The sequence below is a fragment of the Streptomyces sp. Ac-502 genome, from assembly GCF_045222935.1.
Classification (GTDB): domain Bacteria; phylum Actinomycetota; class Actinomycetes; order Streptomycetales; family Streptomycetaceae; genus Streptomyces; species Streptomyces monomycini.
Map to the genome: position 1 here is coordinate 1848919 of NZ_JBHFFO010000001.1, position 22353 is coordinate 1871271.

Below are 22353 nucleotides of genomic sequence, written 5' to 3' on the forward strand. Positions count from 1 at the left end.
AGCCCGAAGCCAAGAGCGAACGGGGGCGGGCCGGTACCCGGGAGGCCGGCCCGAGTACGAAGGTGCCGGTCAGCGGGGTGCGGTCCGGGCGAACGGGCCGGATTCGGCCGGCCCGCCGATGACCTGCCGGGCGACCTCGGTCAGCTTGCGCTGGTGCGAGCGGGCGTAGCTGCGCATCACCCGGAACGCGTCGTCGAGGGTACGGCCCTGGCGCTCGGCCAGCGCGCCCTTGGCCTGTTCGATGAGCACCCTGCTGTCCAGGGCGGTCTGGAGCTGCCCGGCCAAGGCCTTGAGCTCGCGCACGTCCTTGCGGTACGCCAGCCCGATGGCCACCGCGTCGGCCAGCGCCTGCCCCGTCATGACCTCCCGGCGCGACAGCGCCCGGTGCTCGTGGAAGAAGTTGAGCGAACCCAGCCGCCGGCTCCGGTAGCGCACCGGCAGGGCGGTGGCCGCGCTGAAGCCCTCGTCCAGCGCCTGCGTGGTGAAGCGCGGCCAGCGGGCCCGGTAGTCCGGGTGGCCCAGCGGTACGTCGGTGAGCCTCCGTCCCGTACGCCAGGCGTCCCGGCAGGGCCCTCGTCGAGCGCGACCTCGACGCGCTCCAGCCGTGCGGCCCCGGCTCCGAAGCCCACCGTCAGCGCGGGCTGCCGGTCGCGCGCCATCAGTACACCGCCCGCCTGCACTCCCGGGAGCCCTACGCAGAACTCGGCGAGCCGTTCCACGGGCCCGGTCGTGTCCTGGCCCGCGGCCGGGTCGGCCAGTTCGAGCAAGGCGGCGAGCAGCGCTTCTTCCCGGTCGGACGCTGACATGGCGGACGCTCCCTTCGACAGGCCACTCAGGCGGCCGTCGCTCATGGGGCGAATGGGCCACCCCGGACATGCCCCCGGGTATCCCGGAACCGGCCGTACAAGCTCCCGGCAGGAGCGCGGGCGTGCACCGAGGCGCGGGATCCGTGCCCCGCGCCGGGGCGCCGTCATCTGGCTGGGACCAGGGCGCTGAAACAGGCCGAGAGGGGTACCCGCACCGACATGCGCTTAGCCGTCCTCGACGCCGGGTCGAACTCCGTACATCTGCTCATCAGCGAAGTCGTCGGCGGCGTGCCGTTGCCCGCGCACTCCCTCAAGGGCCCGGTCCACCTGGCCGAGCAGGTGGCCGTGGACGGAACGGTGCCCCCGAAGGCGGCACGGCGGCTGGCGGAGGCGGTGGCGCAGGCCCGGGAGCAGGCGGGCCGGTGGCGCTGCGACCGGCTGTTCGCGTACGCCACGGCGGTGGTACGGGACGCCGCCAACCGCGACGAGGTGCTGGAGACGGTGCGTGCCGGGAGCGGGATGCGGCTGGCCGTGCTTCCCGGCGAGGTGGAGGCGGAGCTGACGTTCCGGGCGGCGCGGCGCTGGGTCGGGTTACAGGCCGGTCCGATGGCGTTGTTGGACATCGGCGGGGGTTCGCTGGAGGTCGCTTCCGGCCGCGGCGCCCTGCCGGACTTCGCCTTCTCCCTGCCGCTGGGGGCCGGACGGCTGACCCGCGAATTCCTGCCCGGCAGAGGCAGACCCGGCCGCGAGGCGCTGCGCGAGCTGCGCCGCTACGTGCGCGCCTCGCTCAAGGACGTGGCGGCCCGGGTCCGCTGGGAGGAGCCCCACACCGTGGTGGCCACGTCCCGGATGTTCCAGCAGCTGGCCCGCCTGTGCGGGGCCGCGCCCGGCCGCGACGGCCCGTTCGTCACGCGCACGCTGTCCCGTACGGACCTGAGGGAAGCGGTGCGGCAGCTGTCCCGGCTGACCGCCGCCGAGCGGGCGGAGCTGCCGGGCATCTCGGCCGCCCGCTGCCGCCAGGCACCGGCCGGCGCCGTCGTCGCGTACCAGGCGATGAAGAGCATGGGGATCGACCAGGTCACCGTCTGCCCGTGGGCGCTGCGCGAAGGCGTACTGCTGCGCCATCTGGAACAGGGCGGTCAGGACTGGTGGCCGGACCCCGTGCCACGGCGCGAGGGCACCGGGTCCGGCCCGCTGCCCGGGAGCGCGACCTCGCCGCACGTGCCGCGCCGGCTGCCGCTCGGCCGGGCGTCGGGAGGCTGACCGCAGACGTCCGTACCATCCGTTCTCGAACCCCACCGGGCGTCCGCGCCCCGTGCCGGAGTCATCATGTATTTGTCGAACTACCGCATCGCCGACCGCCTCGTGATCGAGGTCCCCGAGATCATCGACATCGCCAACACCGGCCAGGTCGCCGCCGGCCTCCAGGGTCTGCTGCGCGAACCCGAGGCCACCGGGGTCGTCATCGACCTGCGCGCGCCCATCATCACCGTGGCCGGACTGCAGACCCTGCTGCGCTGCCAGCGGACCGCGCGGGAGCGCGGCGTGACGCTGAGCGTGGCCGCGGACCGCCCCATGGTCCACAAAGCGTTCCGGCTCACCGGGGTGCACCGCACCATCCCGCTGCACAGCTCGCTGGCGGACGCGCTCGCCGCGGCGTAGCCCTTTCGCGGTACGCCCGCCCTCGCCCTTTCGCGGCGCGCCCGCCCTGGCCCTACCGCGGTGTGCCCTCTACCGCGGTGCGTCCTCTGCCTCCGTCGTGTGACGGTACGACCCCCTCGTCCCGGCCGTCACACAAAAGGGGTGTTTACCGACTGGTGCGGTGAGTTACCCGTCCCCCAGCCTTCCGCAAGCGGCCGCCGGAAGGCAGGCGCCGGACCGGTTGAGACCACAGCCGCCGGCGCCGCTCCCCGCTCCCGGCCACCCGCCGGGACTCCCCCGTCCCCCTGACCCCGCCCACCGGCTCCCCGGTCAGGGGAGGTCAGGAGGACGGCCCGTGCCCGTGGCGCCGAGGAAGCCGATGGGGCGCGCCGGTCCGGAGGACCAGCGGATGGGCGGGCAGCCTGTTCAGGGGTGAGGAGTGCCGGTAACGGTCGATGGAGGCGGCCCGGCCGTACGGGCCCGGCCTGCGGTGCTGCCGACCGCGGGTGGCCGCGTCCGGCGACTCGGCCGGGGGCGGCCGGTGCGGCCTACGGGGTCGGAGCAGGGCGTCTTCGTACCGGCCCAGGGCGATCACGAGTCCGAGCATCGCCAGAGGCCAGAGGGCGGCGAGCAAGGGCATGGCCGCTCCCTTCCTTGCCGGTCGTACACGCTGGCTGGAGCTTCACGTCGTCTGTCGGGTCACCCCACGGCGACACGGCAAACCACCGGCCAAGGGTGACCACTCCACCGGTCCCCCGCGCGGCAACTTTCGCGTCCGCCGTCCCCGGCGCCCGCCGGACGGAAAAACGCCAGGCCAGCGCGGTGCCCCGATCGCCGACCCGCTTCCGCCCCAACCCGAAAACCCTTGCGAAAACTTGCGCGGACGCGCTCCCCGTGCCGTGCTGACTTCCCCGGTACGCGGGCAGCCGGCCCTCGTCAGTCCAGCCGGGTGAGATCCGGACGCAGCCGGTGCCAGGTCGGCTGCCGGAGGCGGTCGGCCGAGGTCCAGCCGGAGAAGGTGACCTCGGCGACGAGCCGCGGTTCCGCCCAGTGGGCGCCCGGCACGTCGACCGCGTTCTCGAAGGGTGAGGTGTCCCGCCGTACGACATCCAGGTATCCGGCGAGTTCCCGTCGCTCACGGCCGGAGAGCCCCGACCCCACGGAGCCGACGTACCGCAGCCCGCCGGGCTCGTCCACCCCCGCCAGTACGGCGCCGGGCAGCCCGGCGAGGCCGCCGCGCCCCTCCGTCCAGCCGCCGATGACCACGTCAAGGGTGACCAGGTGTTTCGTCTTGCGCCACTCGGACGAGCGGACACCGGGGGCGTAGCGGGACGTCAGCCGTTTGGCGACGACCCCCTCGAAGCCGGCGTCCAGGGTCGCCTCCCAGGTCGCCCGCGCGTGGCCCGTCACGTACGAGGGGACCGACCAGTGCGGCCCGTCGCCGAGCCCGAGCCCGGTCAGGACGTCGCGGCGGTCCACGTACGGGAGTCCCAGCAACGGCCGCCCGTCGAGACGCAGCACGTCGAACAGGACGAGGTGGACCGGATGGTCCCCGGCCAGCGCGGCCGCGCGGCGCCGGCTCGTGACGCCCATCCGGCGCTGGAGCAGCCCGAAGTCCGGCCGCCCACCGGCGTCCAGGACCACCACCTCGCCGTCGAGGACCGCCGGCCGGTCCCGCAGCCGTTCGCCGAGCGGCGCCAGCTCGGGATAGGTCGCGGTCGCGTCGTTGCCCGCCCGGGTGATCAGCCGCAACGTCCCGTCGCCCGGCGCGTCGGCCAGGCACCGCGCCCCGTCCCACTTCGCCTCGAACGCCCACTCCCGCTCCTCCCCGGGAGCGGGCAGCGGCCCGGGGGTGGCCAGCATGGGCCGCAGAACGGACAGCGCGGAGGACGGAGCCATGCCCCCGATGATCGGCGGCACCTCCGCACCCGGCCACCGGACGCGGAGGCCTCCCGAGGGCCGCTACCGGTCCTCGGCCGCCGCACGGTGGCTCTTCGCCGGTTCGACGTACATCGTGGCGTTGAGCCGGATGCCGTCCCGCTCCTCCTCGCTCAGGAAGACCGTGTTCCCACATGAGTACGCATACGGATGGCCTGGCGCCCCCGTGACCGACACGATGAATTCGTGACCCTCGACAAAGAGTTTTCCCCGGCCCCCGCCCCTCCTCACCGGAAAGCGACGGAGAAGGCGATGAAGGGCGTGCTCCTCATGGCCGCCGTCGTGGGCGGAATTCCGCTGCTCGCCTTGGCCTTCATCATCACGGTCGTCGCCGTGTCCGACTGACCGTCACGCCGCCCCGAATTCCCTCCGTACAAATACGGCGACGGAACCGGGCGTCCGCTGGACACGGCGCCCGGAATCCCCGGATCAACCCGGTACAGAAGGGAGGGAAAGCGAGGGGTGTACGCCAAGCCGTCGTCGGACGGGGCCGGCCCGGTTCAGGACTTCGGCCGGGTCTCCATCGGCACGGGGCCGAGCATCTGCTCACTGATCCAGTGGAGCGACTCCGGCATCCGCTGGATGTACGTGTGGCCGCTGTGCTTGCCGTCGGGGATCTCGAACAGCGTGTGGTGGATCGGGCCGCCGGTGTGCTCCCGGATGAACTTCTTCACGTACGGCACCGCCTCCTCCTTCGAGCCCAGCTCGAAGGCGAGGTAGACGTCCGGGCCGCCGCGGGTCTTGAGCTGCTCGGCCAGCCGGCGCGGGTCGTTGGCACGCTTCTCGGCGGGGTGCCCGTTCCACATCGGCGAGTCCGGCACCGTGTCCGGGCCGTTCGCGATGGCCGCCTTGAACTTCGCCGGATGCTTCAGCACGGCCTTCAGCCCCGCGAAGCCGCCCGAGGAGGAGCCCATGAACGCCCATCCGTCGCGGCTGTCGTACGTGCGGTAATTGGCGCGGGCGAAGGCCGGGACGTCCTCGGTCAGCCAGGTGCCCATCTTCGGCTGCCCGGGTATGTCACTGCCGTCGTGGTACTTCTTCTTCGGGTTCAGGACCGGCATCACCAGGATGAACGGCAGCGTCTTGCCCGACTGCGACCATTCGGCGATCTTCTCCTCCAGCTTGAAGTCACCGCCGATCCAGTAGTTGTCCGGATAGCCGTACGAGCCGGGCAGGGCTATCAGGACCGGGAAGGCGCTCTTGGCGTACTGGGGCTGGTTGTACTGCGGTGGCACCCAGGACCATATGTCGCCGCTGAACCCGGATTTCGCGCCGTGCCACCGGGTCTTGACTATCTTCGTCCCGTCGTCGCCCGTGGTGCGCTGCGTCACGAAGTGCGATCGCGGCCCCGTGGGCCGGAGGACCTTGGCGGTCCCGTTGCTCGCCTCGCGCGCCTGCTGCCGCAGCTGCGGCACATGGGAGGCGTCGACCTCGTCCCGGTCCTTGCTGCCGCAGCCGGCCGCGAGCCCCATCGCCATCAGGCTCACCGCGGCGACGGCCGCGGTACTGGTACGCAGGCGCTTCATCGGGACGAACTCCTCGCAGACTCGTGTCCGGCGGGGGCAGCGGTTCCGCCTCCGCCGCTTCAGGCGAAAGACACCAGAATAAGATCCGCCGGCCGGCCGTATCGCGGCTCCCCAGGGAGACCGGTCCGGCCGCCCCCGTGGCACGGCGGCAGGGCGCGCACACCGTCGTGCGTCTCCAGGGGTATGGATGTCGAACAGGCGGGTTCAGGTTCCCTCGATCGGTATGCCGGGTTGTGGTTGATTCGCGCACCGGCTCTGGGCATCGTGTTTTTCCGACTGTCGACGGGCGACGGTGCGGCACGAGGCGGTGCCACGGACGGGGTGATCGATGAGCGCGGGAGCCGGAAATCCGCCGCCGCCCGGGGGCTCGGGACGCACGGCGGAGCGCAGGGCACTACGCGGCCTGCTCGCCCGTACGCCGCTGGTGACCGTGACCGGCCCCGCGAACGTGGGCAAGAGCACACTCGCCCGTGCCGTTCTGGGAGAGGACACGTGGGGTGACGGCCGTCCCGGTGGCGGCTTCGTCCGGGTCGGGTGCCGGGAGGGCGTGGACGCTTCGGATATCGCCGCCGCCCTCAACCGGGCGGCGGGCCTGCCGTACGACGCACCACCGCAGACCCTGGCCGCCCACTGCGCCCGGCGGGGCCTGACCGTCCTGCTGGACGACTGCGATCCGCTGGCCGGCGCGTGTGCGTGGCTGGTGCGGCAGTTGCTGCGCGCTGGGGCGGGGGCCGGCGGTGGGGCGGTCGCATCGGCCGGGCTGCGGATCCTGGCCACGGCGCGGCAGCCGTTAGGGCTCGGTGCGGAGCGTGTCCTCGCTGTGCGGCCGCTTCCCGTGGCGCGGGGTGGTGGCGGGCCCTTGGCCGCGCCATCCGCACCGTACGGCACGGCCGTCCGTGCCCCCGCCGACGGTCCGCCGACCGCGCCGTACGACATGGCGGTCCGTGCCCCGGCCGCCGCACTCGGTTCCTGCTCCCCCGCGGACCGTCTGGTGTGGGCGCGGCTGTCCGTCCTCCCCGGGGACTTCGACGGTTGGCTGGCGGGGTGCGTAGCCGGTCGCAGTGACGTTTCTGCGTACGAGGTCGAGGCCGCGCTCGGCCGCCTGCTCAGGGCTTCCGTACTCGCCCTGGTACGGCAGGCACCGGACACCACCCCGCCCCGGCCGCCGCATCCGCCCCAGCCGCCACCCCCGGCCCGGCCACCGCACCCGCCCCGCTACCGCCTGCCCGCCGCCGCCCGCGCCATGGGCCGCGCGCACCTCCGGGCGGCCGGTGAGGAGGCCGCGACGCTGCGCGCCTTCCGGACGGCGTGCGCGGCGCTCGCCGCCGAGGCGCAGATCGCCTGGCAGGGTTCCGACCGCCGGGTGGCCGTCCACCTGGCCGAGGCCGAGCGGCACCATCTGCGCGCGGCGCTGACCCTGCCCCCGCAGGACGCGGAGGACGCCCTCACCGCGCTGGACATCGCCGTCTCCCTGTGGTTCCGGTGGGCCGTCTGCGGCGGCCGGGGCGAGGGGCGCGCCCACTTGGCCCGGCTGCTGCGGCAGTCCCGGGACGACACCGCCGTACGGGCCCGGGCCCTGTGGCTGGCGGGCTGGCTCGCCGCGCAGGACCACGCGCACCGCACCGCCGAGTCGCTGCTGGACCGGGCCGGCCGGGCGGCCGCCCGGCACGCCGACCCGGACACGCTGGCCCGCGTCGCGCACGCCCGTGGCATCCTCGCGCTCCGCCGCTCCGACACCCGTACCGCCGCCGCCTGCCTGCGCCGGGCGGCCGAGCACACGTATCAGGACGCCTGGTACGGGCCCGGGCCGGCCCACAGCCAGGTCCTGCTCGCCATCACACTGGCCGCGCCCGACCCGACGGCCTTCCCCGCTCCCGTCCCTCTTCCCGTCTCCGCCCCCGCTCCCCTTCCCGATCCCCTCCCCCTTCCCGCCTTGGCGCCCGTTGCCGCGACGGGCGCCACCACCACGGGCCGCGGCACCGTCACGCCGCCTGCCGCACACGACAGAGCCCGCAGCAGCCCCTGTCCAGGGGCCCGCCGCGGGCTCCACCTCACCTGACGGAACGTCCGCCCGTCACTCCGCCATCGCTTCGGACGGCTGGGCCGCGGCCGCCTCGCGCCGGGCCGCCGCCTTCGCCGCGCGCCGCTTCATCACGACGAACGAACCGATGCCGAACAGCACCGCGGCCACCAGGCCCACCCAGGAGAACCGCTTGAGCCAGGACTCGGCGACGACACCGACGTAGTAGATCAGCGCGGTGGTGCCACCGGCCCAGACGATGCCGCCGAGCACGTTGGCGATGAGGAACTTCCAGTACGGCATCTTCAGCACACCCGAGAGCGGGCCGGCGAAGATCCGCAGCAGGGCGATGAAGCGGCCGAAGAAGACCGCCCACATGCCCCACTTGTCGAACTTCTCCTCGGCCATCGCCACCTGGTCGGGCCCGAAGTGCTTCGGGAACTTCCGTCCGGCCCAGTTGACCAGCGGCTGTCCGCCCTTGCGGCCGATCAGATAGCCGATGGAATCCCCGATGATCGCGCCGGCGGACGCACAGGCGCCCAGCACCAGCGGATTGATGTGGTCCGTCGTCGCGGCCAGGAGCGCCGAGCTCACCAGGACGATCTCACCGGGCAGCGGAATGCCGAGGCTCTCCAGGCCGATGACCAACCCCACCAGGAGGTACACGCTCACGGCCGGTACCGTCTCCAGCCACTCCATCTGCAACGCCGCATCCTCCACTAGGTGTAGGGCCCCCGTGGGCCGCCGCCCGGCGTCCGACGACGCCGTCGATGATCGTGATTCCCCCGTGTCCGCGCGCCGTGGCGCGCCCGGGAAGCCTACTCGATCCCTTCGGGCCGCCCCGCTGACCGGCGTCACGGCCCCGGCCCGCCGCGGCGTGCGCGACGGGCCGGGGTGACGCTTCGGCCGGCGGAACGCTGACCGGGCCTTGTCTCCGTACGAGACGCGCCTCCGAGGCATGGAGTTGCCTCGGGCCCGGAGGAAATTGCGCGGGCCCCGCCGCGGGAAGCCGGAAACGGTCCGATCCTCACGCGGCGGAAGCGTTCCGACCCCCTACACGGCCGGAAGGCGCGGCGGTCCTACGCGGCGGGAGCGTTCGGACGCAGCGTCCACACGATGGTCATCTCACCGGTGACCGCGCCGTCCTCCCTGGTGATGGCGACGTTCACCGGGAACTCCGGCCGCTCCCCCGCGTCCAGCTGGGCGACGATCTCGGCGATCGGCCGGCCGAGCTCGGCGGTGGCGGTGACCGGGCCCATGGCGAGCTTCTTGTAGCCGATCTCGGCCCGTACGGCGAGCGGCACGGCGCGGGAGAGCTGGTCGCCGAAGGCCGCGAGCACGATCGCGCCGCTGGCCGACTCGGCGAGCGTGAACATCGCGCCGGCGTGCGGGCCGCCGACGTGGTTGTGGTAATCCGCCTGGTCGGGCAGCCGGACCACGGCCCGCTCGGGGCTGGTCTCGCCGAACTCCAGGTGGAGCGTACGGGCCATCGGCACGGTGGCCGCCATCATTTCGCCGATCGACGGCGTGGTCTCGGAGGACATGGCAGCATGTTACCTACGAGTAGCTTGCTGGGGGAAGCCCTGCCCGGCGTTCCGTCCCACAGCCCCGGGCGCTTATCGTGGTGGCTCATGTGGCCAGGTCAGCAGCCGCCCGGAGGCGAGCAGAACCCGAATCCCGCGCGGCACGCGGTCCCGTGGCGGACCCGGGAGCGGCCGTGCTGACTCCCCCGCGGACGACCGCGACGGCGCCCGCCGCCGCTTCCGCCGCCCCGCCTGGGCCGGACGCAACTACACCCTGCTGACCAGCGCCGCCGTGGTCGCCAACCTCGGCAGCGCCGGTTCGCTGATCGCGGCGGCGTTCGCGGTGCTCAGTACGGGCGGTTCGGCCACCGACGTCGGCCTGGTGGCCACCGCCCGTACGATCCCGCTCGTCGTCTTCCTGCTGATCGGCGGCGCGGTCGCCGACCGGCTGCCGCGCCACCGCGTCATGGTCGCCGCGAACGCGCTCAACTGCGTCTCGCAGGGCCTCTTCGCCGTCCTGGTCCTGACCGGCGAGGCGCGGCTGTGGCAGATGGCGGTGCTGGCCGCCCTCGGCGGAACCGGTCAGGCGTTCTTCGCGCCGGCCTCCGAGGGGATGGTCCTCTCCACCGTCTCCGGCGAGCACGCGAGCCGGGCCTTCGCCTTCTTCCGTATGAGCATGAACGGCGCGAACATCGGCGGCGCCGCGCTCGGCGGAGCCCTGGTCGCCGCCGTCGGGCCCGGCTGGGTGCTGGCCGTCGACGCCGCCGCCTTCGCCGTCGCGGGCGCACTGCGCGCCTTCCTCGACGTCCACCACGTCCCTGGGCGCGCCCCCACCGCCGGGCTCCTCAAGGACCTCCGCGACGGCTGGCGCGAGGTGGTCTCCCGGCCCTGGCTGTGGGCCGTCGTCGGACAGTTCGCCGTCGTCAACGCCGTCGTCGTGGCGGCCGAGGCGGTGTACGGACCGATGGTCGCCGAGGAACACCTGGGTGGCCCCCGCCCGTGGGGGCTGGCCCTGGCCGCCTTCGGTGCGGGCACGGTCGGCGGCGCGCTGCTCATGATGCGGCTCAAGCCGCGCCGCATCCTGCTCACCGGCATCCTGTGCGTCTTCCCGCTCGCCCTCCCCTCGGCCGCGCTCGCCGTGCCGGTGCCGGTGACCGTCCTCCTCCTGGTGATGTTCGGCACCGGTATCGCGCTCGAAGTGTTCGGCGTGATGTGGATGGTGGCGCTGCACCAGGAGATACCGGAGGAGAAGTTCTCCCGGGTCTCTTCGTACGACTGGTTCGGCTCACTGGCGATCACTCCGGTGGCCACCGCGCTGGCCGGGCCCGTACAGGACCTCATCGGGCGGACCGCCGCACTGTGGGGCTGCTCCGCGCTGATCGCGCTGCTGACGGCGGCCGTGCTGTGCGTACCGGACGTCCGGCGGCTGACGCGCCGCCACCCCGCCGCTTCTTCCGGACTCTCCGGTTCCGCGGGCGCGGAGACGGAGACGGAGGGGGACGGGCCGGCGGCCCCGGTCGGCGATACGGCGGCCCCGGTCGGCGATACGGTCGCGCCGGCCGGCGGGGGCGGGGCGGGCACGTCTGCTCGGTAGGGGCGCCGTGCGCTGATCCGGCTTCGGCTGGTCGGTCAGTGCCGGATCAGCCGATGTCGGATCAGTTGTCACCGACTCGGCCGGTGCCGACTCAGCCGATACAAGTTCCCCCGTGCGGCTTCAACCGATGCGGGTTCACCCGATGCGGGTTCATCCGATGCGGGCTCATCCGATGCGGGCTCATCCGATACTGAAAGCGCCGTCCGGCGGACGAGGGGACGGTACGGCCCGCGCGTCCTGCACGGGCGCGGCGTCGCCGATCAGCCGCCGTAGCGCGGCGCCGTGCTCGACCCGCGCGGGGAACACGTCGGCGGCCACGCGCCGGGCCACCTGCGTGAGCGGCAGCTCGACACGGGACGCGGCCAGCACGATGTTGCCGAAGCGGCGGCCGCGGAGCACGGCCGGTTCCGCGATCACGCAGAGGTGGTCGAAGACGGACGCGTAGTTCGCCAGCTGGGCCCGCAGGAAGTCGAAGGGCGCGCTGTCGGCGAGGTTCGCCGCGTAGATCCCGTCCGGACGCAGTACGCGGGCGGCAGCACGCGCGTACTCGACCGAGGCCAGGTGCGCGGGGACCCGAGAGCCGCCGAAGACGTCCGCCACGATCACGTCCGCGCTGTGCTCGGGCGCCGCCTCCAGCGCCGTACGGGCGTCCTCGGCCCGCACCGTGATTCCGCAGTCCGGAGGCAGCGGCAGTTGTTCGGCGACCAGCGCGAGCAGCCCCCGGTCGGCCTCGACGACGTCCTGGCGGGAGCCGGGGCGGGTCACGGTGAGATAGCGCGGCAGGGTCAGCGCTCCACCGCCGAGGTGCAGTACGTCGAGCGGCTCGGCCGGGGCGGCGGCCGCGTCCAGCACGGCCGCGAGCCGGCGCGCGTACTCGAATTCCAGGTCGGTCGGCGCGTCGAGGTCCACGTACGACTGCGGAGCACCGTCCACGGTCAGCAGCCAGGCGCGCGGCCGGTCCACGTCCGGCATCAGCTTGGCGGTGCCACAGTCGACGATGCGGGTGACGGGGACGGGGGTGGGGTCGGAGCCGACGTCGGGGCCCCCGGGGCCAGGGTCCCGATCCGTGACCGGCGCGGCCGCCCGGCCCTCGACCGGCGTTCCCGCTATCTGCTCGGCTGCTTCGTCCACCGTCCCATTGTGCCGGTACGGCGACGCGCGGCGCCCCACCTCGAACCGGCCGCCTGAAACCGCTCGCGACCCCAGCTTCACCCGTCCCTTCCCTCTCCCTCCTCACTCGTCCCTCCTCACTCCCCCACACCGACAGGACCTCCTTCAGATGAGCCGCTGCCTGGCGGCGTCCGGCGTGGGCCGCGTCGGCACGTTTCGCCGGATTCAGGACGTTACGGCCGAAGGCGGCGCGGGCCGCGCGGTCGGGCACCAGTACGCACACCCGTGCGCCCCGCCGCGCCAGGGCCGCCCCCTGCGCCCGTGCGGTGGCGATGGGCCCGCCGCCGGCCGCCACGGGCGCCAGGACGACGACCCGGCCGTATCCGGCGGCGAGGTCCGCGTTGGCGCTGGAGTGCACCCCGCCGTCGATCCACCACTTCTCGCCGATCCGCACCGGCGGCCACACACCGGGCACGGCGCAGCTCGCGCTCACCGCGTCGACCAGGTCCGCCCCGCGCGTGTCGTCGAAGGCCGTCCGCTGTCCGGTCTCCGCGTCCACCGCAGTGATCATCAGCCGTCGCGCCGGCCAATCATGGCTGATCAGACGCTGGGCGACGGCGTCGCGGCGGCTGGGGCCCGCGGCCGCGCGGGAGCCCAGCGCGAGACGTCCCATCCGTGCGCCGAAGTCCACGGCGTCGCGCGAACGCAGCGCCAGGCAGGCGAACCGCGCCAGTTCCCGCGTGCCCATGCGCGCCGCGGTCTCGCCCGTGACCGGGGCCAGCTGCCGTGTGAAGAGCTCGTCCGGGGTCAGCCGGCCCGATGTGAGCTGGGCGCCCACGATCGAACCGGCCGAGGTCCCGATGACCGCGTCGGCCGTCGCGAGGTCGACGCCCGCCTGGGCGAATCCGGCGAGCATGCCGATTTCCCACCCGATGCCGGTGTAGCCTCCGCCGCCCAGTACCAGCGCCGTACCCGTCATCGCGGTCCCCTCTCCGGTTGCGTCCGGGCCGCCCCGGTGCAGCGGTCTCGTACGGCAGTGTGGCAGCCGCACTGTTCCGGTATCGGGCGCACCGACGGGCCCGAGCGGGGCTGTACGGGTGCGATACGGGCGCGACGTGGGTGCCGTACGGGTGCGGTACGGACCCGGCCCGCCTACCGCGCCCGACTACCGCGCCCGTCCACCACACCTGACTACCGCGCCCGTTCCACCGCACCCGCCCCGACTACGGCCCTGCCCGGCCGGCGGCTGCGGCTACACCTCGGCGACCGTACGGACCGTGCCCGCCGCCACCGTCCTGCCGCCCTCGCGGACGGCGAAGCCCAGCCCGGGCTCCAGCGGGGTGTCGCGCCCCAGCTCGACGGTCATCGTCACCGTCTCGCCGGGCCGGGCGATGCCGCGTTCGCCGAGGTCGATGTCGCCGACCACGTCAGCCGTACGGATGTAGAACTGCGGGCGGTACCCCGTGGACAGCGGTGTGCGGCGGCCGCCCTCCTCCGTGGACAGCACGTACACCTCGGCGGTGAAGCGCCGGCGCGGCGTCACGCTGCCCGGCGCCGCGACGACGTGCCCCTGCGCACCTCGTCCCGGTGCAGGCCGCGCAACAGCAGCGCGACATTGTCACCGGCCTGGGCCGACTCCATCGGTTTCCCGAAGGTCTCCACGCCGGTCACGGTCGTCTCCGTGTCGGCACCCAGTACCGCCACCCGGTCGCCGACGCGTACCGTGCCGCGCTCGACGGCGCCGGTGACGACGGTGCCGCGGCCGGTGATGGTCAGGACGTTCTCCACCGGCAGCAGGAACGGCGCGTCGAGGTACCGCTCCGGCGTCGGCACGTACGTGTCCACCGCGTCGAGCAGCGCCTCGATGGCCTGGCTCCAGCGCGGGTCGCCCTCCAGGGCGCGCAGCCCCGAGACCCGTACGACGGGTACGTGCTCCCCGTCGTACCCGTGCGCCGTCAGCAGCTCACGGACCTCCAGCTCCACCAGGTCGGTCAGCTGGGGGTCGCCCGCGTCCGCCTTGTTCAGCGCGACGACGATGTACCGGACGCCGACCTGCTTGGCGAGCAGGACGTGCTCGGCGGTCTGCGGCATGATCCCGTCGAGCGCGGAGACGACGAGGATCGCGCCGTCGAGCTGCGCCGCGCCGGTGACCATGTTCTTGATGAAGTCGGCGTGGCCCGGCATGTCGACGTGGGCGTAGTGCCGGGTGTCCGTCTCGTACTCGACGTGCGAGATGTTGATGGTGATGCCGCGCGCGGCCTCCTCCGGGGCCCGGTCGATCCGGTCGAAGGGCACGAAGGTGCCGCTGCCCCGCTCGCTGAGCACCTTGGTGATCGCGGCGGTCAGGGTGGTCTTGCCGTGGTCGACGTGGCCCATGGTGCCGATGTTCAGGTGCGGCTTGGTCCGCACGTATGCCGTCTTGGGCATGGCTGTTCTTCCTCGCGAAGCACTGCGGTGAATACGGCGGCGTCGGCATGACATGCCGCCGTGGGAACCCCTGAGCCCCACCGACCCTCCCCTGCGGGGTTCGCCGGTCGATCCGGAGAGGGTCAGCTTCGCGCGCCGCCGGTCGCGGTGGCGGCAGTGCCTGCCGAGGCCGCGGATGCGGCGGGGGCGGCGGTGCCTGCTGCGACGGTGTCGGTGGCGGTGTCTGCTGCGGCGGTGGCCGTAGCGGTGGCGGTGTCTGCTGCTGCGGTGCCGGGAGACGGCACCGTGCCAGTCTCGGCCTGGGCCTGGGCCTGGGCCTCGGCCTCGGCCTTGAGCGCGATGATCAAAACCGCGAGCGAGTCGACGGCAGCCTTCGGCGCGTCCGCGACTGCGGACGTGAGCGCGAAGTACGGCTGCCGGAACATGCGCCAAGGATCTCGTGCGGGACACGCCACGTCGAACGATTTATCAGCGCCCCGAAACCGCCCGCCTCCCCCACACCCTCCCCTCCTCTCCCTCCCTCACCCCCTTACTCCCTCTCCTCCCCTCCTCCCTTCCTCCTCTCCATCTCCCCTCCACCCCACTTCACCCCGCAGCGGTCGCGAATACACCTGCTCGCCACGCTTGTCGGTTACGCTCCCGGGATGCTCGAACCCGCCGCAACGCCCGACGGCCTCGCCGCGCGCTGCACGCGTGTGCTCTTCTCCCCTGGGCCCGCCTCGCCGTACTCCTCGTCCTGCTCGCCGGCGCCGCGGCCGCGATGATCGTCTGGCAGCCGCAGCGGCTGCTGGCGCACGGCTGGCCGCCCGAGTGGGCCGGCGGCGGCGCCGTAGTGATCTTCGGCCTCGCGTACGGGGTGTGCACCACCGCCTTCGTCCCCCGGCCGGTCCTGAACCTCGCGGCCGGTGCCATCTTCGGCAGCCTGTCCGGCTTCCTGTCGGCCCTCGCCGGTACGATCCTCGGCGCGGGCCTGGCCTTCGCCCTCGGCCGGCTGCTCGGGCAGGACGCCCTGCGGCCCTTCCTGCGCGCCCGCTGGCTGGCCGCCGCCGACCGGCAGCTCAGCGAACACGGCTTCCGCTCCATGCTGGCGATCCGGCTCTTCCCCGGCCTGCCGTTCTGCGCCACCAATTACTGCGCCGCGGTCTCCCGCATGGGCTGGGGCGCGTTCCTGCTGGCCACCACGGTCGGCAGCGTGCCGAACACGGCCGCGTACGTCATCGCCGGCGCGCAGGCCTCGACGCCCACCTCGCCCGCCTTCCTGATCTCCACGGCCTTCATCGCGGTCTCCGGTCTGGCCGCGGTGCTCGTGGCGTGGCGCAAGCGCGCGTCACTCCGGGGGCGTTGACCCGCGGGCGTCCGGAAAGAGCCCTTTGAGCACTCGGACACTTTCGGGCGCTACGCTGCCCTCGACCGGTCACCGATCCCGCCGACCGCACGCACGCATTCCCGTCCCTTCCGCCCTCGTGTCGCCTGACCCGGGTCTCTGCTGGGTAAGCGCTTGATCACCCTCTGGATAGCGTAGCTTCGATGCATTGGTTTGAATCCTTCATCCTCGGCCTGGTCCAAGGGTTGACCGAGTTCCTGCCCATCTCCTCCAGCGCACACCTGCGGCTGACCGCGGCGTTCGCGGGCTGGCACGACCCCGGCGCCGCCTTCACCGCGATCACACAGATCGGCACCGAGGCCGCCGTACTGATCTACTTCCGCAAGGACATCGCGCGGATCGTCTCGACGTGGGCCCGCTCCTCGTCAACCGCGACCTGCGCCACGACCACGACGCCCAGATGGGGTGGCTGGTCATCGTCGGGTCCATCCCGATCGGCGTCCTGGGCATCACCCTGAAGGACGCCATCGAGGGCCCCTTCCGCGATCTGCGCCTGATCGCGACCACCCTCATCGTCATGGGCGTCGTCCTGGGCATCGCGGACCGCCTGGCCGCCCGCGACGAGTCCGGCGGCCGCCACCGCGCCGTCAAACAGCGCAAGACCCTCACCGACCTGAACGTCAAGGACGGTCTGATCTACGGCATCTGCCAGGCCATGGCCCTGATCCCCGGCGTCTCCCGCTCCGGCGCCACCATCAGCGGCGGCCTCCTGATGGGCTACACCCGCGAAGCGGCGGCCCGCTACTCCTTCCTCCTCGCCATCCCCGCCGTACTGGCCTCCGGCGTCTACGAACTCAAGGACGCCTTCGGCAGCGACGCCACCGCAAGCCACGTCTCCTGGGGCCCGACCATCCTCGCCACGGTCATCGCCTTCGTCGTCGGCTACGCGGTCATCGCATGGTTCATGCGATTCATCACCACCAGAAGCTTCATGCCGTTCGTCGTCTACCGCATCCTGCTGGGCATCGCGCTGTTCGCGCTGGTGGGGGCTGGGGTACTGAGCCCGCATGCGGGGGAATCGGCGGGGTGAGGGGCGGGTCCCGAGAAGGAGGAGCTGCGCGAGGCGTGAACGTATGACGGTTTTGCCGGAATTCCCGAAAGTAAGGAAAAACGGCTAGGCCGGCTGACAAAGCTGCTGGTCGTGGCCTGTGGTCCCCGCGTGCGCGGGGGTGTTCCCGACACGGTCAACAAGGCCGTCCCGGCAGACCCGTGGTCCCCGCGTGCGCGGGGGTGTTCCCGCATCGGCGTCGTGGAGGGCGGCGTGGTTTAGGTGGTCCCCGCGTGCGCGGGGGTGTTCCCCGGGCCTGTCCCTGCGCGCGGTGGTGCTGTCCGTGGTCCCCGCGCGCGCGGGGGTGTTCCCGACGTCGACGGCTACGAGGCGGTGCTGCGCAAGTGGTCCCCGCGCGCGCGGGGGTGTTCCCCGCGTGCACCACGTGCGCCTTGACCGCGACCCGTGGTCCCCGCGTGCGCGGGGTAGCCCGGCGCGCGCCGCGCTCCTAAAGAACCTTGTTGGTCAAGCCCGTGACGCGTCCGGTCGTCGATACGACGATGTCGAGCCGCATCCGTGTCATGACGCCGTGGTCGTAGCGGCGGTAGCTGAGCAGGCGGGTGTGCGGATCGTTCCTCGGATGTTCGAACCGGGCTACGGCGTCGGCCGTTTCCTTCGGGAACCAGGTGCGGGCGAATCGTTCCGCCGACTTCCGTATCTCCGCGTCGGGGAGGGAGCGGGAGGAGGCGCCTGCTGCGTGCTGGTGGCTGACTGTTCTGAGTTCTACGAGCTTGCGGTCCGGCCACGTGGCCACGACGGATCCGTGGCTGGTATCGGCGCGCAGGACCCACCGTCGCTGCCCGTCCTGCGGTTTGCGCATCTCTGTCGTGCCGTTGGCTTGTTCTCCCAGCAGTTGGGTGACCGTGCCGGCGAACCACTCCTGCATGGCTTCGGTGCTGCCGAATTCGGCTGTCGAACGGTAGGTCGTCGCCTCGTAGTCCTCGATGGTGAGGGTGGCGGAAAACGCCGTCGCGACGGCACAGGCGCTCGCGATGACAGCGCCGGAGCCCCAGAGCGTGTCCCGCCGGGTGAAGGGCGAGCGGCGTCGGCTGCGCCTTGGGAAGAGGCAGAGGCTGAGGCATCCCAGGGACAGGCCGATGATGCCGCCCAGGGCATTCGCTTTGATGTCGTCGTAGCTGCACGCTCGGCCCAGCGGCAGGTGCCCCTGGGCGAGTTCTATCGCGCTGGTCAGCGTCACCGTCCCGGCGAGTACGAGTACCGGTCGCCGGAAGAGGAGAACGGCCAGAAAGCACAGCGGGACGAACAGCAGGACGTTCAACTGGGCTGATTCGGAGGCCAGGAAGGCAGCGCCGGGAAGTCCCTGATCGCATGTGCCGGGCGCTTCGCTTCCGAAAGAGCTCGGCAACAGAGTCACGGTGAGTACACCGGCCAGCGCCGTGGTGAACAACGTCGGCAGAACGACGGAATGACCACGTAACTTGGCGATGAGGCCGACCGGAACGGCCAGTAAGAGGCCGATGATGACGAATGCCGGAACAAGGCCGGGCACCGCACCGACCGATGCTTCAATCACCGATGACGTCTTTCGTCGAGATGGGGCGATGGAGCATCACCCCGCGAACCTGCACCGGAATCGGTGGGGAGGGCGGACGCGGAGTGACGTTACCGGACGACGCTTTCGGTGGTGCGGTGAGGGATCAATGAGCCAGGCGCTGGTACAAGGCCATGGGGGTCACGTAGCCGGGCCAGCGGCCGTCCTCGAAGAGATGGACTCCGGCGTCCTGGTGGCTCTGGTCCACGAGTTGGGAGCAGATCATGTGGCCCGTGGCGGCGACGTAGCGCCGGAGCCCCGGGAAGGGCAGGCGTAGCCGGTGCACGGCGATGGCCAGGAAGTCGAGGAAGCTGTACGGAACACCCTCGTAACGGCGGCCGGCCGCGCATATCGCGTCGCGCCGGGCGTCGGTGAGTCCTTCCGGGCACACGTACAGGACATCCACGCCGTCGTAGGCCGACAGGGATCGGATGGTCGCACCGCCGGGCTCGGCTTCGATCAGCATTTCGCCGGGCAGGACGAGGAAGGCGTGCTGGTAATCCCCGAAACCGTTTCCGTTCAGCCACTGGCCGATACGGATCAAGCGGCCCACATTGCCGCTGATTCGGGTGAGACCTATGTCTCCGGGCATGGGCAGGGCATGCTGCATCCGCGGCTCCGAGGCACACAGTGGGTGGGTTTTCTGTGTGATACCCGTTCCGGAGCCGTTGAAAGGAGGTGGGTCGCGGGAATTCCCCTTGAACTGCCGCCTGCGGCAAGGGCGGTGGCGGAATCTGAGGTGGCGGTGGGGCAGTTGCCGGTGTCGGGGCCGGGACCGGGGCTGGTTCAGCGCGTCGGCGTCCTCGGGCACGGATCGGCGGGCGAGGCGGGAGAGGCGCCTCGCCCGGACCTTTCGCGTGCCGGCAGGCACACCCGGTGGGAAGCCGGATGTGCCCGCCATCAAGGCGCTGGGGCAATCAGTCCTGCTCCAGGTCCCCGAATCGGGCCGCCGAGTTCCAGTTGCCGCTTCCCCAGTTGTGCGAGGCGTAGCTCGGCGCGTTGGTGTACTTGCTGATGTTGACGAGGTCGTCGTCGTGACCGTGGGCCTGGGCCGCGACGGCGCCGGCGGCGGACAGGCCCACCACCGCGAGGCCGACGAAGAGCGGACGCATGACAGAACGCATACCAACATCCTCCTTTGAGGCGTGCTGAGAGTGACTGACGCCTCGATTCAACCCTCGGCCTTCGGTCATATGAAAGGAGAAACGCGCCTTTTCTCCCGATTTACCCAGTTGGCCTAAGCGAGGGAGAGCTGGGAGGAGGGATGGGCGAGGGGCGGGTGTGGACCGGGGGCGGGCAGCTACGGAGAGAGCGTCGGAGGTCGCCAGGGCCGCAGGGGCCACAGGTGCCCCGTGGCCGTTGGAGGCTCAAGGGGCGCAATGGCCCTGACGTGGGGGCCGTTCGGATCACCCGATCGGCGTATGGGCATGGCGGGCGTGGACGGAGCGTGGTCAGAGCGTGTGGGTCTGGACACATATGGAGCATCCCGCACGCCGGGTGCGTAACGGTCATGGCAGGTCAGCCGCGTGCGTACGGTGCACATGGCCGGGCCGGCGCAGCTCCGCGCCGGACGGGGACACTTCGGCGAGGGGACGTTGTCAGTGGCCGCCCCTAGCATGGACGGCATGTTCCCAACTCCTCCCCCTGCATGGGCGCGCCCCTTGCTGCGGCCGACGCGAACGAAGCGATCCGGCGGTTCGTGCGTGCCCGCCGCGGCCGGTCGTGGACGGCTGAGGACCGTGCGGAGTATGCGCGGCTGCTGGAGATATGGACGCTCGCGGCCCGCAGAGCCGTCGTCGAGGCCGTCTGAGCCGACCGCGGACCGCGAGCGCGAGAGCCGAGGACGGCGGAACGGAGAGTCGCGACGGCCGAGGACGGCGAAAGGGAAAGTCGCGACGGCGCGTGATCGGAAAACGATGGCGGTGAGGGGCGTACCGCTGCTTGGATGCGGGCGTGAACGCTGCCGAGATGGACGAGAACCGCCACGCCGACCTGCTGCTGGAGCAGTTGCTCGGCCGGATCGAGGAGTACTACGACGCCGTTCCGCGCAGTGCCGCCCGTGCCGAGGACTTCGGGGCGTTGACCCTCTTCGTACGCGACGGCCGGGGCTGGCCGTACTACGCGCGGCCCGCCCTCGGGCGGACGGGTGACGAGGTGAGCGCCGCCGAGGTGGAGCGGGTCCGGGACCGGCAGCGGGAGCTGAGTGTGCCGGAGAACTTCGAATGGGTGGCCGAGAACTCACCGCACCTGCGCGCCGCGGTGGAGGAAGCGGGGCTGGTGGTGCACGAGCACCCGCTGCTCGCCCTGGATCTGAGCGCGGACCGGACGGCAGGTGGCGGAGCGTCAGCCGGGGCGGAAGGTGTGGGCGGGGCCGGGGAGGCGATGTGCGTCCGGGTGATCGAGGACGGTGACCCGGCGCTGCCGTACGCCGTCGCCGTGCCGTACATCGCCTTCGGACAGCCCGACACCCAGGTGGGCGCGGCGGGCACCCGCGAGCTGGCGGATGCGGTCCAGCAGCTCGTCGAGGACGGGTCGGTGGACGTCGTGGCGAAGCGCATACGGGACGGGTACACCGCGGTGGCGGTGGCGGAGGAGGACGGCATCGCGCTGTGCGCCGGCCAGCACCAGCCGGTCGGCGCGGTCAGCGAGATCGTCGGCGTGGGGACGCTGCCCAGCGCCCGCCGCCGCGGCCTGGGGCTCGCGGTAACCGCCGCGCTGGTGGCCGACGCCCGTGAGCGGGGCGTCCGTACGGTGTTCCTGTCGGCGAACAACGACGACGTGGCACGGATCTACGAGCGGCTCGGTTTCCGGCGGGTCGCCACCGCGCTGATCGCTGAGCCCGCGGAGGGTGGGGAGCCTGCGAGGGCTGGGGAGTCCGCGGAGGTCGCAAACCCTGCGGAGGGCGGGGAGCCCGCGGAGTAGTCCAGAGCGCCGGTGGGGGAAAATGGGGCGTGAAGGAGCAGGCCGGGGAACGGGCCAGGTTTGAAGCCGGGACCGGGCCGGGGTTGGAAAGGACACCGGGTCCGGCTCCAGGCCCGGGAGTGAGGTTGTTGTGGACATGCCCTTGCCCGGCTTCGACGGTTCGGAGCAGGTACGGTCCCGGCCCGCGCCCGGCGCGGTGCACGTGCCGGGCTGGCTGTCCCTGGAGCGGCAGCGGGAGCTGGTCGCCGCCTGCCGCGGCTGGGCGCGGGGGCCGGTTCCGCTCCGGCACACCCGGCTGCCGCGCGGCGGCGTCATGTCCGTACAGACGGTGTGCCTCGGCTGGCACTGGCAGCCGTACACGTACCGGCGCACCGCCGACGACGTCAACGGTGCCCCCGTCGCCGCGTTCCCGGACTGGCTGGTGGAGCTGGGGCGGGCGGCGCTCGTCGAGGCGTACGAGGACGCGGCCGCCGGGGACGGGTACACGCCGGACACCGCTCTGATCAATTTCTACGACGGCCGGGCCACGATGGGGATGCACCAGGACAAGGACGAGCGGTCCGGCGCCCCGGTCGTCTCGCTCAGTATCGGCGACACCTGCGTCTTCCGGTTCGGGAACCCCGAGTCCCGCGGCCGCCCCTACACCGACATCGAGCTGGCTTCCGGCGATCTGTTCGTCTTCGGCGGACCGTCGCGGTTCGCCTACCACGGAGTGACGAAGGTGCGTCCGGGGACCGGCGACCCCGCGACGGGGCTGGCGGGCGGGCGCCTCAACATCACGCTCCGGGTCACCGGGCTGGAATAGGGGAGGGGCGGGACCCGCCGGCCGCTGGGCCCCGACCGTTGGCTACCGGGCGCGATG

20 protein-coding genes and 4 pseudogenes are annotated in these 22353 nt (G+C 72.4%); 10 read left to right on the forward strand and 14 right to left on the reverse strand.

The window, feature by feature from the left end:
* Window positions 1–69: 69 nt before the first annotated feature.
* Window positions 70–876 carry an ANTAR domain-containing protein gene (locus tag ACEXOX_RS08290; RefSeq protein WP_406519764.1) on the reverse strand — a complete coding sequence of 269 codons (807 nt, stop codon included), beginning with the start codon at window positions 874–876 and terminating at the stop codon, window positions 70–72.
* 149 nt (window positions 877–1025) lie between these two features.
* Between ACEXOX_RS08290 and ACEXOX_RS08295 the strand changes: the two genes are divergently transcribed.
* Window positions 1026–2069, forward strand: a complete 1044-nt coding sequence (locus ACEXOX_RS08295) for a Ppx/GppA family phosphatase (protein ID WP_406519765.1) — start codon at window positions 1026–1028, stop codon at window positions 2067–2069.
* 66 nt (window positions 2070–2135) lie between these two features.
* Window positions 2136–2468, forward strand: a complete 333-nt coding sequence (locus ACEXOX_RS08300; RefSeq protein ID WP_406519766.1) for an STAS domain-containing protein — start codon at window positions 2136–2138, stop codon at window positions 2466–2468.
* A gap of 319 nt (window positions 2469–2787) precedes the next feature.
* Here the strand turns inward: ACEXOX_RS08300 and ACEXOX_RS08305 are convergent, their stop codons facing one another.
* The 3 genes from ACEXOX_RS08305 to ACEXOX_RS08315 form a co-directional block, all read right to left on the reverse strand.
* Window positions 2788–3087: a hypothetical protein gene (locus ACEXOX_RS08305; protein ID WP_406519767.1), complete on the reverse strand. Its 300-nt coding sequence runs from the start codon at window positions 3085–3087 to the stop codon at window positions 2788–2790.
* Window positions 3088–3383: 296 nt separating this feature from the next.
* Window positions 3384–4346 (reverse strand): non-homologous end-joining DNA ligase, encoded by a 963-nt coding sequence (ligD, locus tag ACEXOX_RS08310; protein ID WP_406519768.1) that lies wholly within the window; start codon window positions 4344–4346, stop codon window positions 3384–3386.
* 63 nt (window positions 4347–4409) lie between these two features.
* Entirely contained in the window at window positions 4410–4562 is a 153-nt protein-coding gene (locus tag ACEXOX_RS08315) for a hypothetical protein (protein ID WP_406519769.1), read from the reverse strand.
* Window positions 4563–4571: 9 nt separating this feature from the next.
* Between ACEXOX_RS08315 and ACEXOX_RS08320 the strand changes: the two genes are divergently transcribed.
* Window positions 4572–4730 carry a hypothetical protein gene (locus ACEXOX_RS08320; RefSeq protein WP_406519770.1) on the forward strand — a complete coding sequence of 53 codons (159 nt, stop codon included), beginning with the start codon at window positions 4572–4574 and terminating at the stop codon, window positions 4728–4730.
* Between the two features lie 155 nt (window positions 4731–4885).
* Here the strand turns inward: ACEXOX_RS08320 and ACEXOX_RS08325 are convergent, their stop codons facing one another.
* The gene (locus ACEXOX_RS08325) at window positions 4886–5911 is read right to left on the reverse strand and encodes an alpha/beta hydrolase (RefSeq protein ID WP_406519771.1); all 1026 of its coding nucleotides are present in this window, start codon (window positions 5909–5911) and stop codon (window positions 4886–4888) included.
* 328 nt (window positions 5912–6239) lie between these two features.
* Here ACEXOX_RS08325 and ACEXOX_RS08330 point away from each other — a divergent pair, with 328 nt between their 5' ends.
* Complete coding sequence (locus ACEXOX_RS08330; RefSeq protein WP_406519772.1) at window positions 6240–7970, forward strand: LuxR family transcriptional regulator; 1731 nt, start codon at window positions 6240–6242, stop codon at window positions 7968–7970.
* Between the two features lie 15 nt (window positions 7971–7985).
* On the opposite strand, the gene ACEXOX_RS08335 is transcribed toward ACEXOX_RS08330, so the two are convergent.
* Together ACEXOX_RS08335 and ACEXOX_RS08340 are read right to left on the reverse strand one after the other, a co-directional pair.
* Window positions 7986–8630, reverse strand: coding sequence for a DedA family protein (locus ACEXOX_RS08335; RefSeq protein WP_406526266.1), 645 nt, complete (start codon window positions 8628–8630; stop codon window positions 7986–7988).
* 380 nt (window positions 8631–9010) lie between these two features.
* The gene (locus ACEXOX_RS08340; protein WP_406519773.1) at window positions 9011–9475 is read right to left on the reverse strand and encodes a DUF4442 domain-containing protein; all 465 of its coding nucleotides are present in this window, start codon (window positions 9473–9475) and stop codon (window positions 9011–9013) included.
* Between the two features lie 130 nt (window positions 9476–9605).
* On the opposite strand from ACEXOX_RS08340, the gene ACEXOX_RS08345 reads away from it, so the two are divergent.
* Complete coding sequence (locus tag ACEXOX_RS08345) at window positions 9606–11048, forward strand: MFS transporter (RefSeq protein ID WP_406526267.1); 1443 nt, start codon at window positions 9606–9608, stop codon at window positions 11046–11048.
* Window positions 11049–11228: 180 nt separating this feature from the next.
* On the opposite strand, the gene ACEXOX_RS08350 is transcribed toward ACEXOX_RS08345, so the two are convergent.
* The 4 genes and pseudogenes from ACEXOX_RS08350 to ACEXOX_RS08365 form a co-directional block, all read right to left on the reverse strand.
* On the reverse strand, window positions 11229–12020 hold the full coding sequence (locus ACEXOX_RS08350; protein WP_406526268.1) for a spermidine synthase: 792 nt from the start codon (window positions 12018–12020) through the stop codon (window positions 11229–11231).
* Between the two features lie 586 nt (window positions 12021–12606).
* A pseudogene (locus tag ACEXOX_RS08355) lies at window positions 12607–13137 on the reverse strand (patatin-like phospholipase family protein); the annotation flags it as partial.
* A gap of 273 nt (window positions 13138–13410) precedes the next feature.
* Window positions 13411–14585: pseudogene (gene tuf / locus ACEXOX_RS08360) on the reverse strand (elongation factor Tu).
* 122 nt (window positions 14586–14707) lie between these two features.
* Window positions 14708–15010, reverse strand: coding sequence for a hypothetical protein (locus tag ACEXOX_RS08365; RefSeq protein ID WP_406519774.1), 303 nt, complete (start codon window positions 15008–15010; stop codon window positions 14708–14710).
* Between the two features lie 219 nt (window positions 15011–15229).
* On the opposite strand from ACEXOX_RS08365, the pseudogene ACEXOX_RS08370 reads away from it, so the two are divergent.
* Window positions 15230–15930: pseudogene (locus ACEXOX_RS08370) on the forward strand (TVP38/TMEM64 family protein).
* A gap of 182 nt (window positions 15931–16112) precedes the next feature.
* Window positions 16113–16999 (forward strand): annotated as a pseudogene (locus tag ACEXOX_RS08375) (undecaprenyl-diphosphate phosphatase).
* Window positions 17000–17465: 466 nt separating this feature from the next.
* Here the strand turns inward: ACEXOX_RS08375 and ACEXOX_RS08380 are convergent.
* The 3 genes from ACEXOX_RS08380 to ACEXOX_RS08390 all read right to left on the reverse strand — a co-directional run bounded on the left by ACEXOX_RS08380 (window position 17466) and on the right by ACEXOX_RS08390 (window position 19693).
* Complete coding sequence (locus ACEXOX_RS08380) at window positions 17466–18551, reverse strand: VanZ family protein (protein WP_406519775.1); 1086 nt, start codon at window positions 18549–18551, stop codon at window positions 17466–17468.
* Between the two features lie 124 nt (window positions 18552–18675).
* A complete protein-coding gene (locus tag ACEXOX_RS08385; RefSeq protein WP_406519776.1) occupies window positions 18676–19179 on the reverse strand; it encodes a hypothetical protein in 504 nt (167 codons plus the stop codon).
* A 307-nt stretch (window positions 19180–19486) separates the two neighbouring features.
* Window positions 19487–19693, reverse strand: a complete 207-nt coding sequence (locus ACEXOX_RS08390) for a hypothetical protein (protein ID WP_406519777.1) — start codon at window positions 19691–19693, stop codon at window positions 19487–19489.
* Between the two features lie 524 nt (window positions 19694–20217).
* Between ACEXOX_RS08390 and ACEXOX_RS08395 the strand changes: the two genes are divergently transcribed.
* The 3 genes from ACEXOX_RS08395 (at window position 20218) to ACEXOX_RS08405 (ending at window position 22296) form a co-directional block, all read left to right on the forward strand.
* A complete protein-coding gene (locus tag ACEXOX_RS08395) occupies window positions 20218–20379 on the forward strand; it encodes a hypothetical protein (RefSeq protein WP_406519778.1) in 162 nt (53 codons plus the stop codon).
* Window positions 20380–20522: 143 nt separating this feature from the next.
* Window positions 20523–21491 carry a GNAT family N-acetyltransferase gene (locus ACEXOX_RS08400; RefSeq protein ID WP_406519779.1) on the forward strand — a complete coding sequence of 323 codons (969 nt, stop codon included), beginning with the start codon at window positions 20523–20525 and terminating at the stop codon, window positions 21489–21491.
* 136 nt (window positions 21492–21627) lie between these two features.
* Window positions 21628–22296 (forward strand): alpha-ketoglutarate-dependent dioxygenase AlkB family protein, encoded by a 669-nt coding sequence (locus tag ACEXOX_RS08405; protein WP_406519780.1) that lies wholly within the window; start codon window positions 21628–21630, stop codon window positions 22294–22296.
* The last annotated feature ends 57 nt before the right edge of the window (window positions 22297–22353 follow it).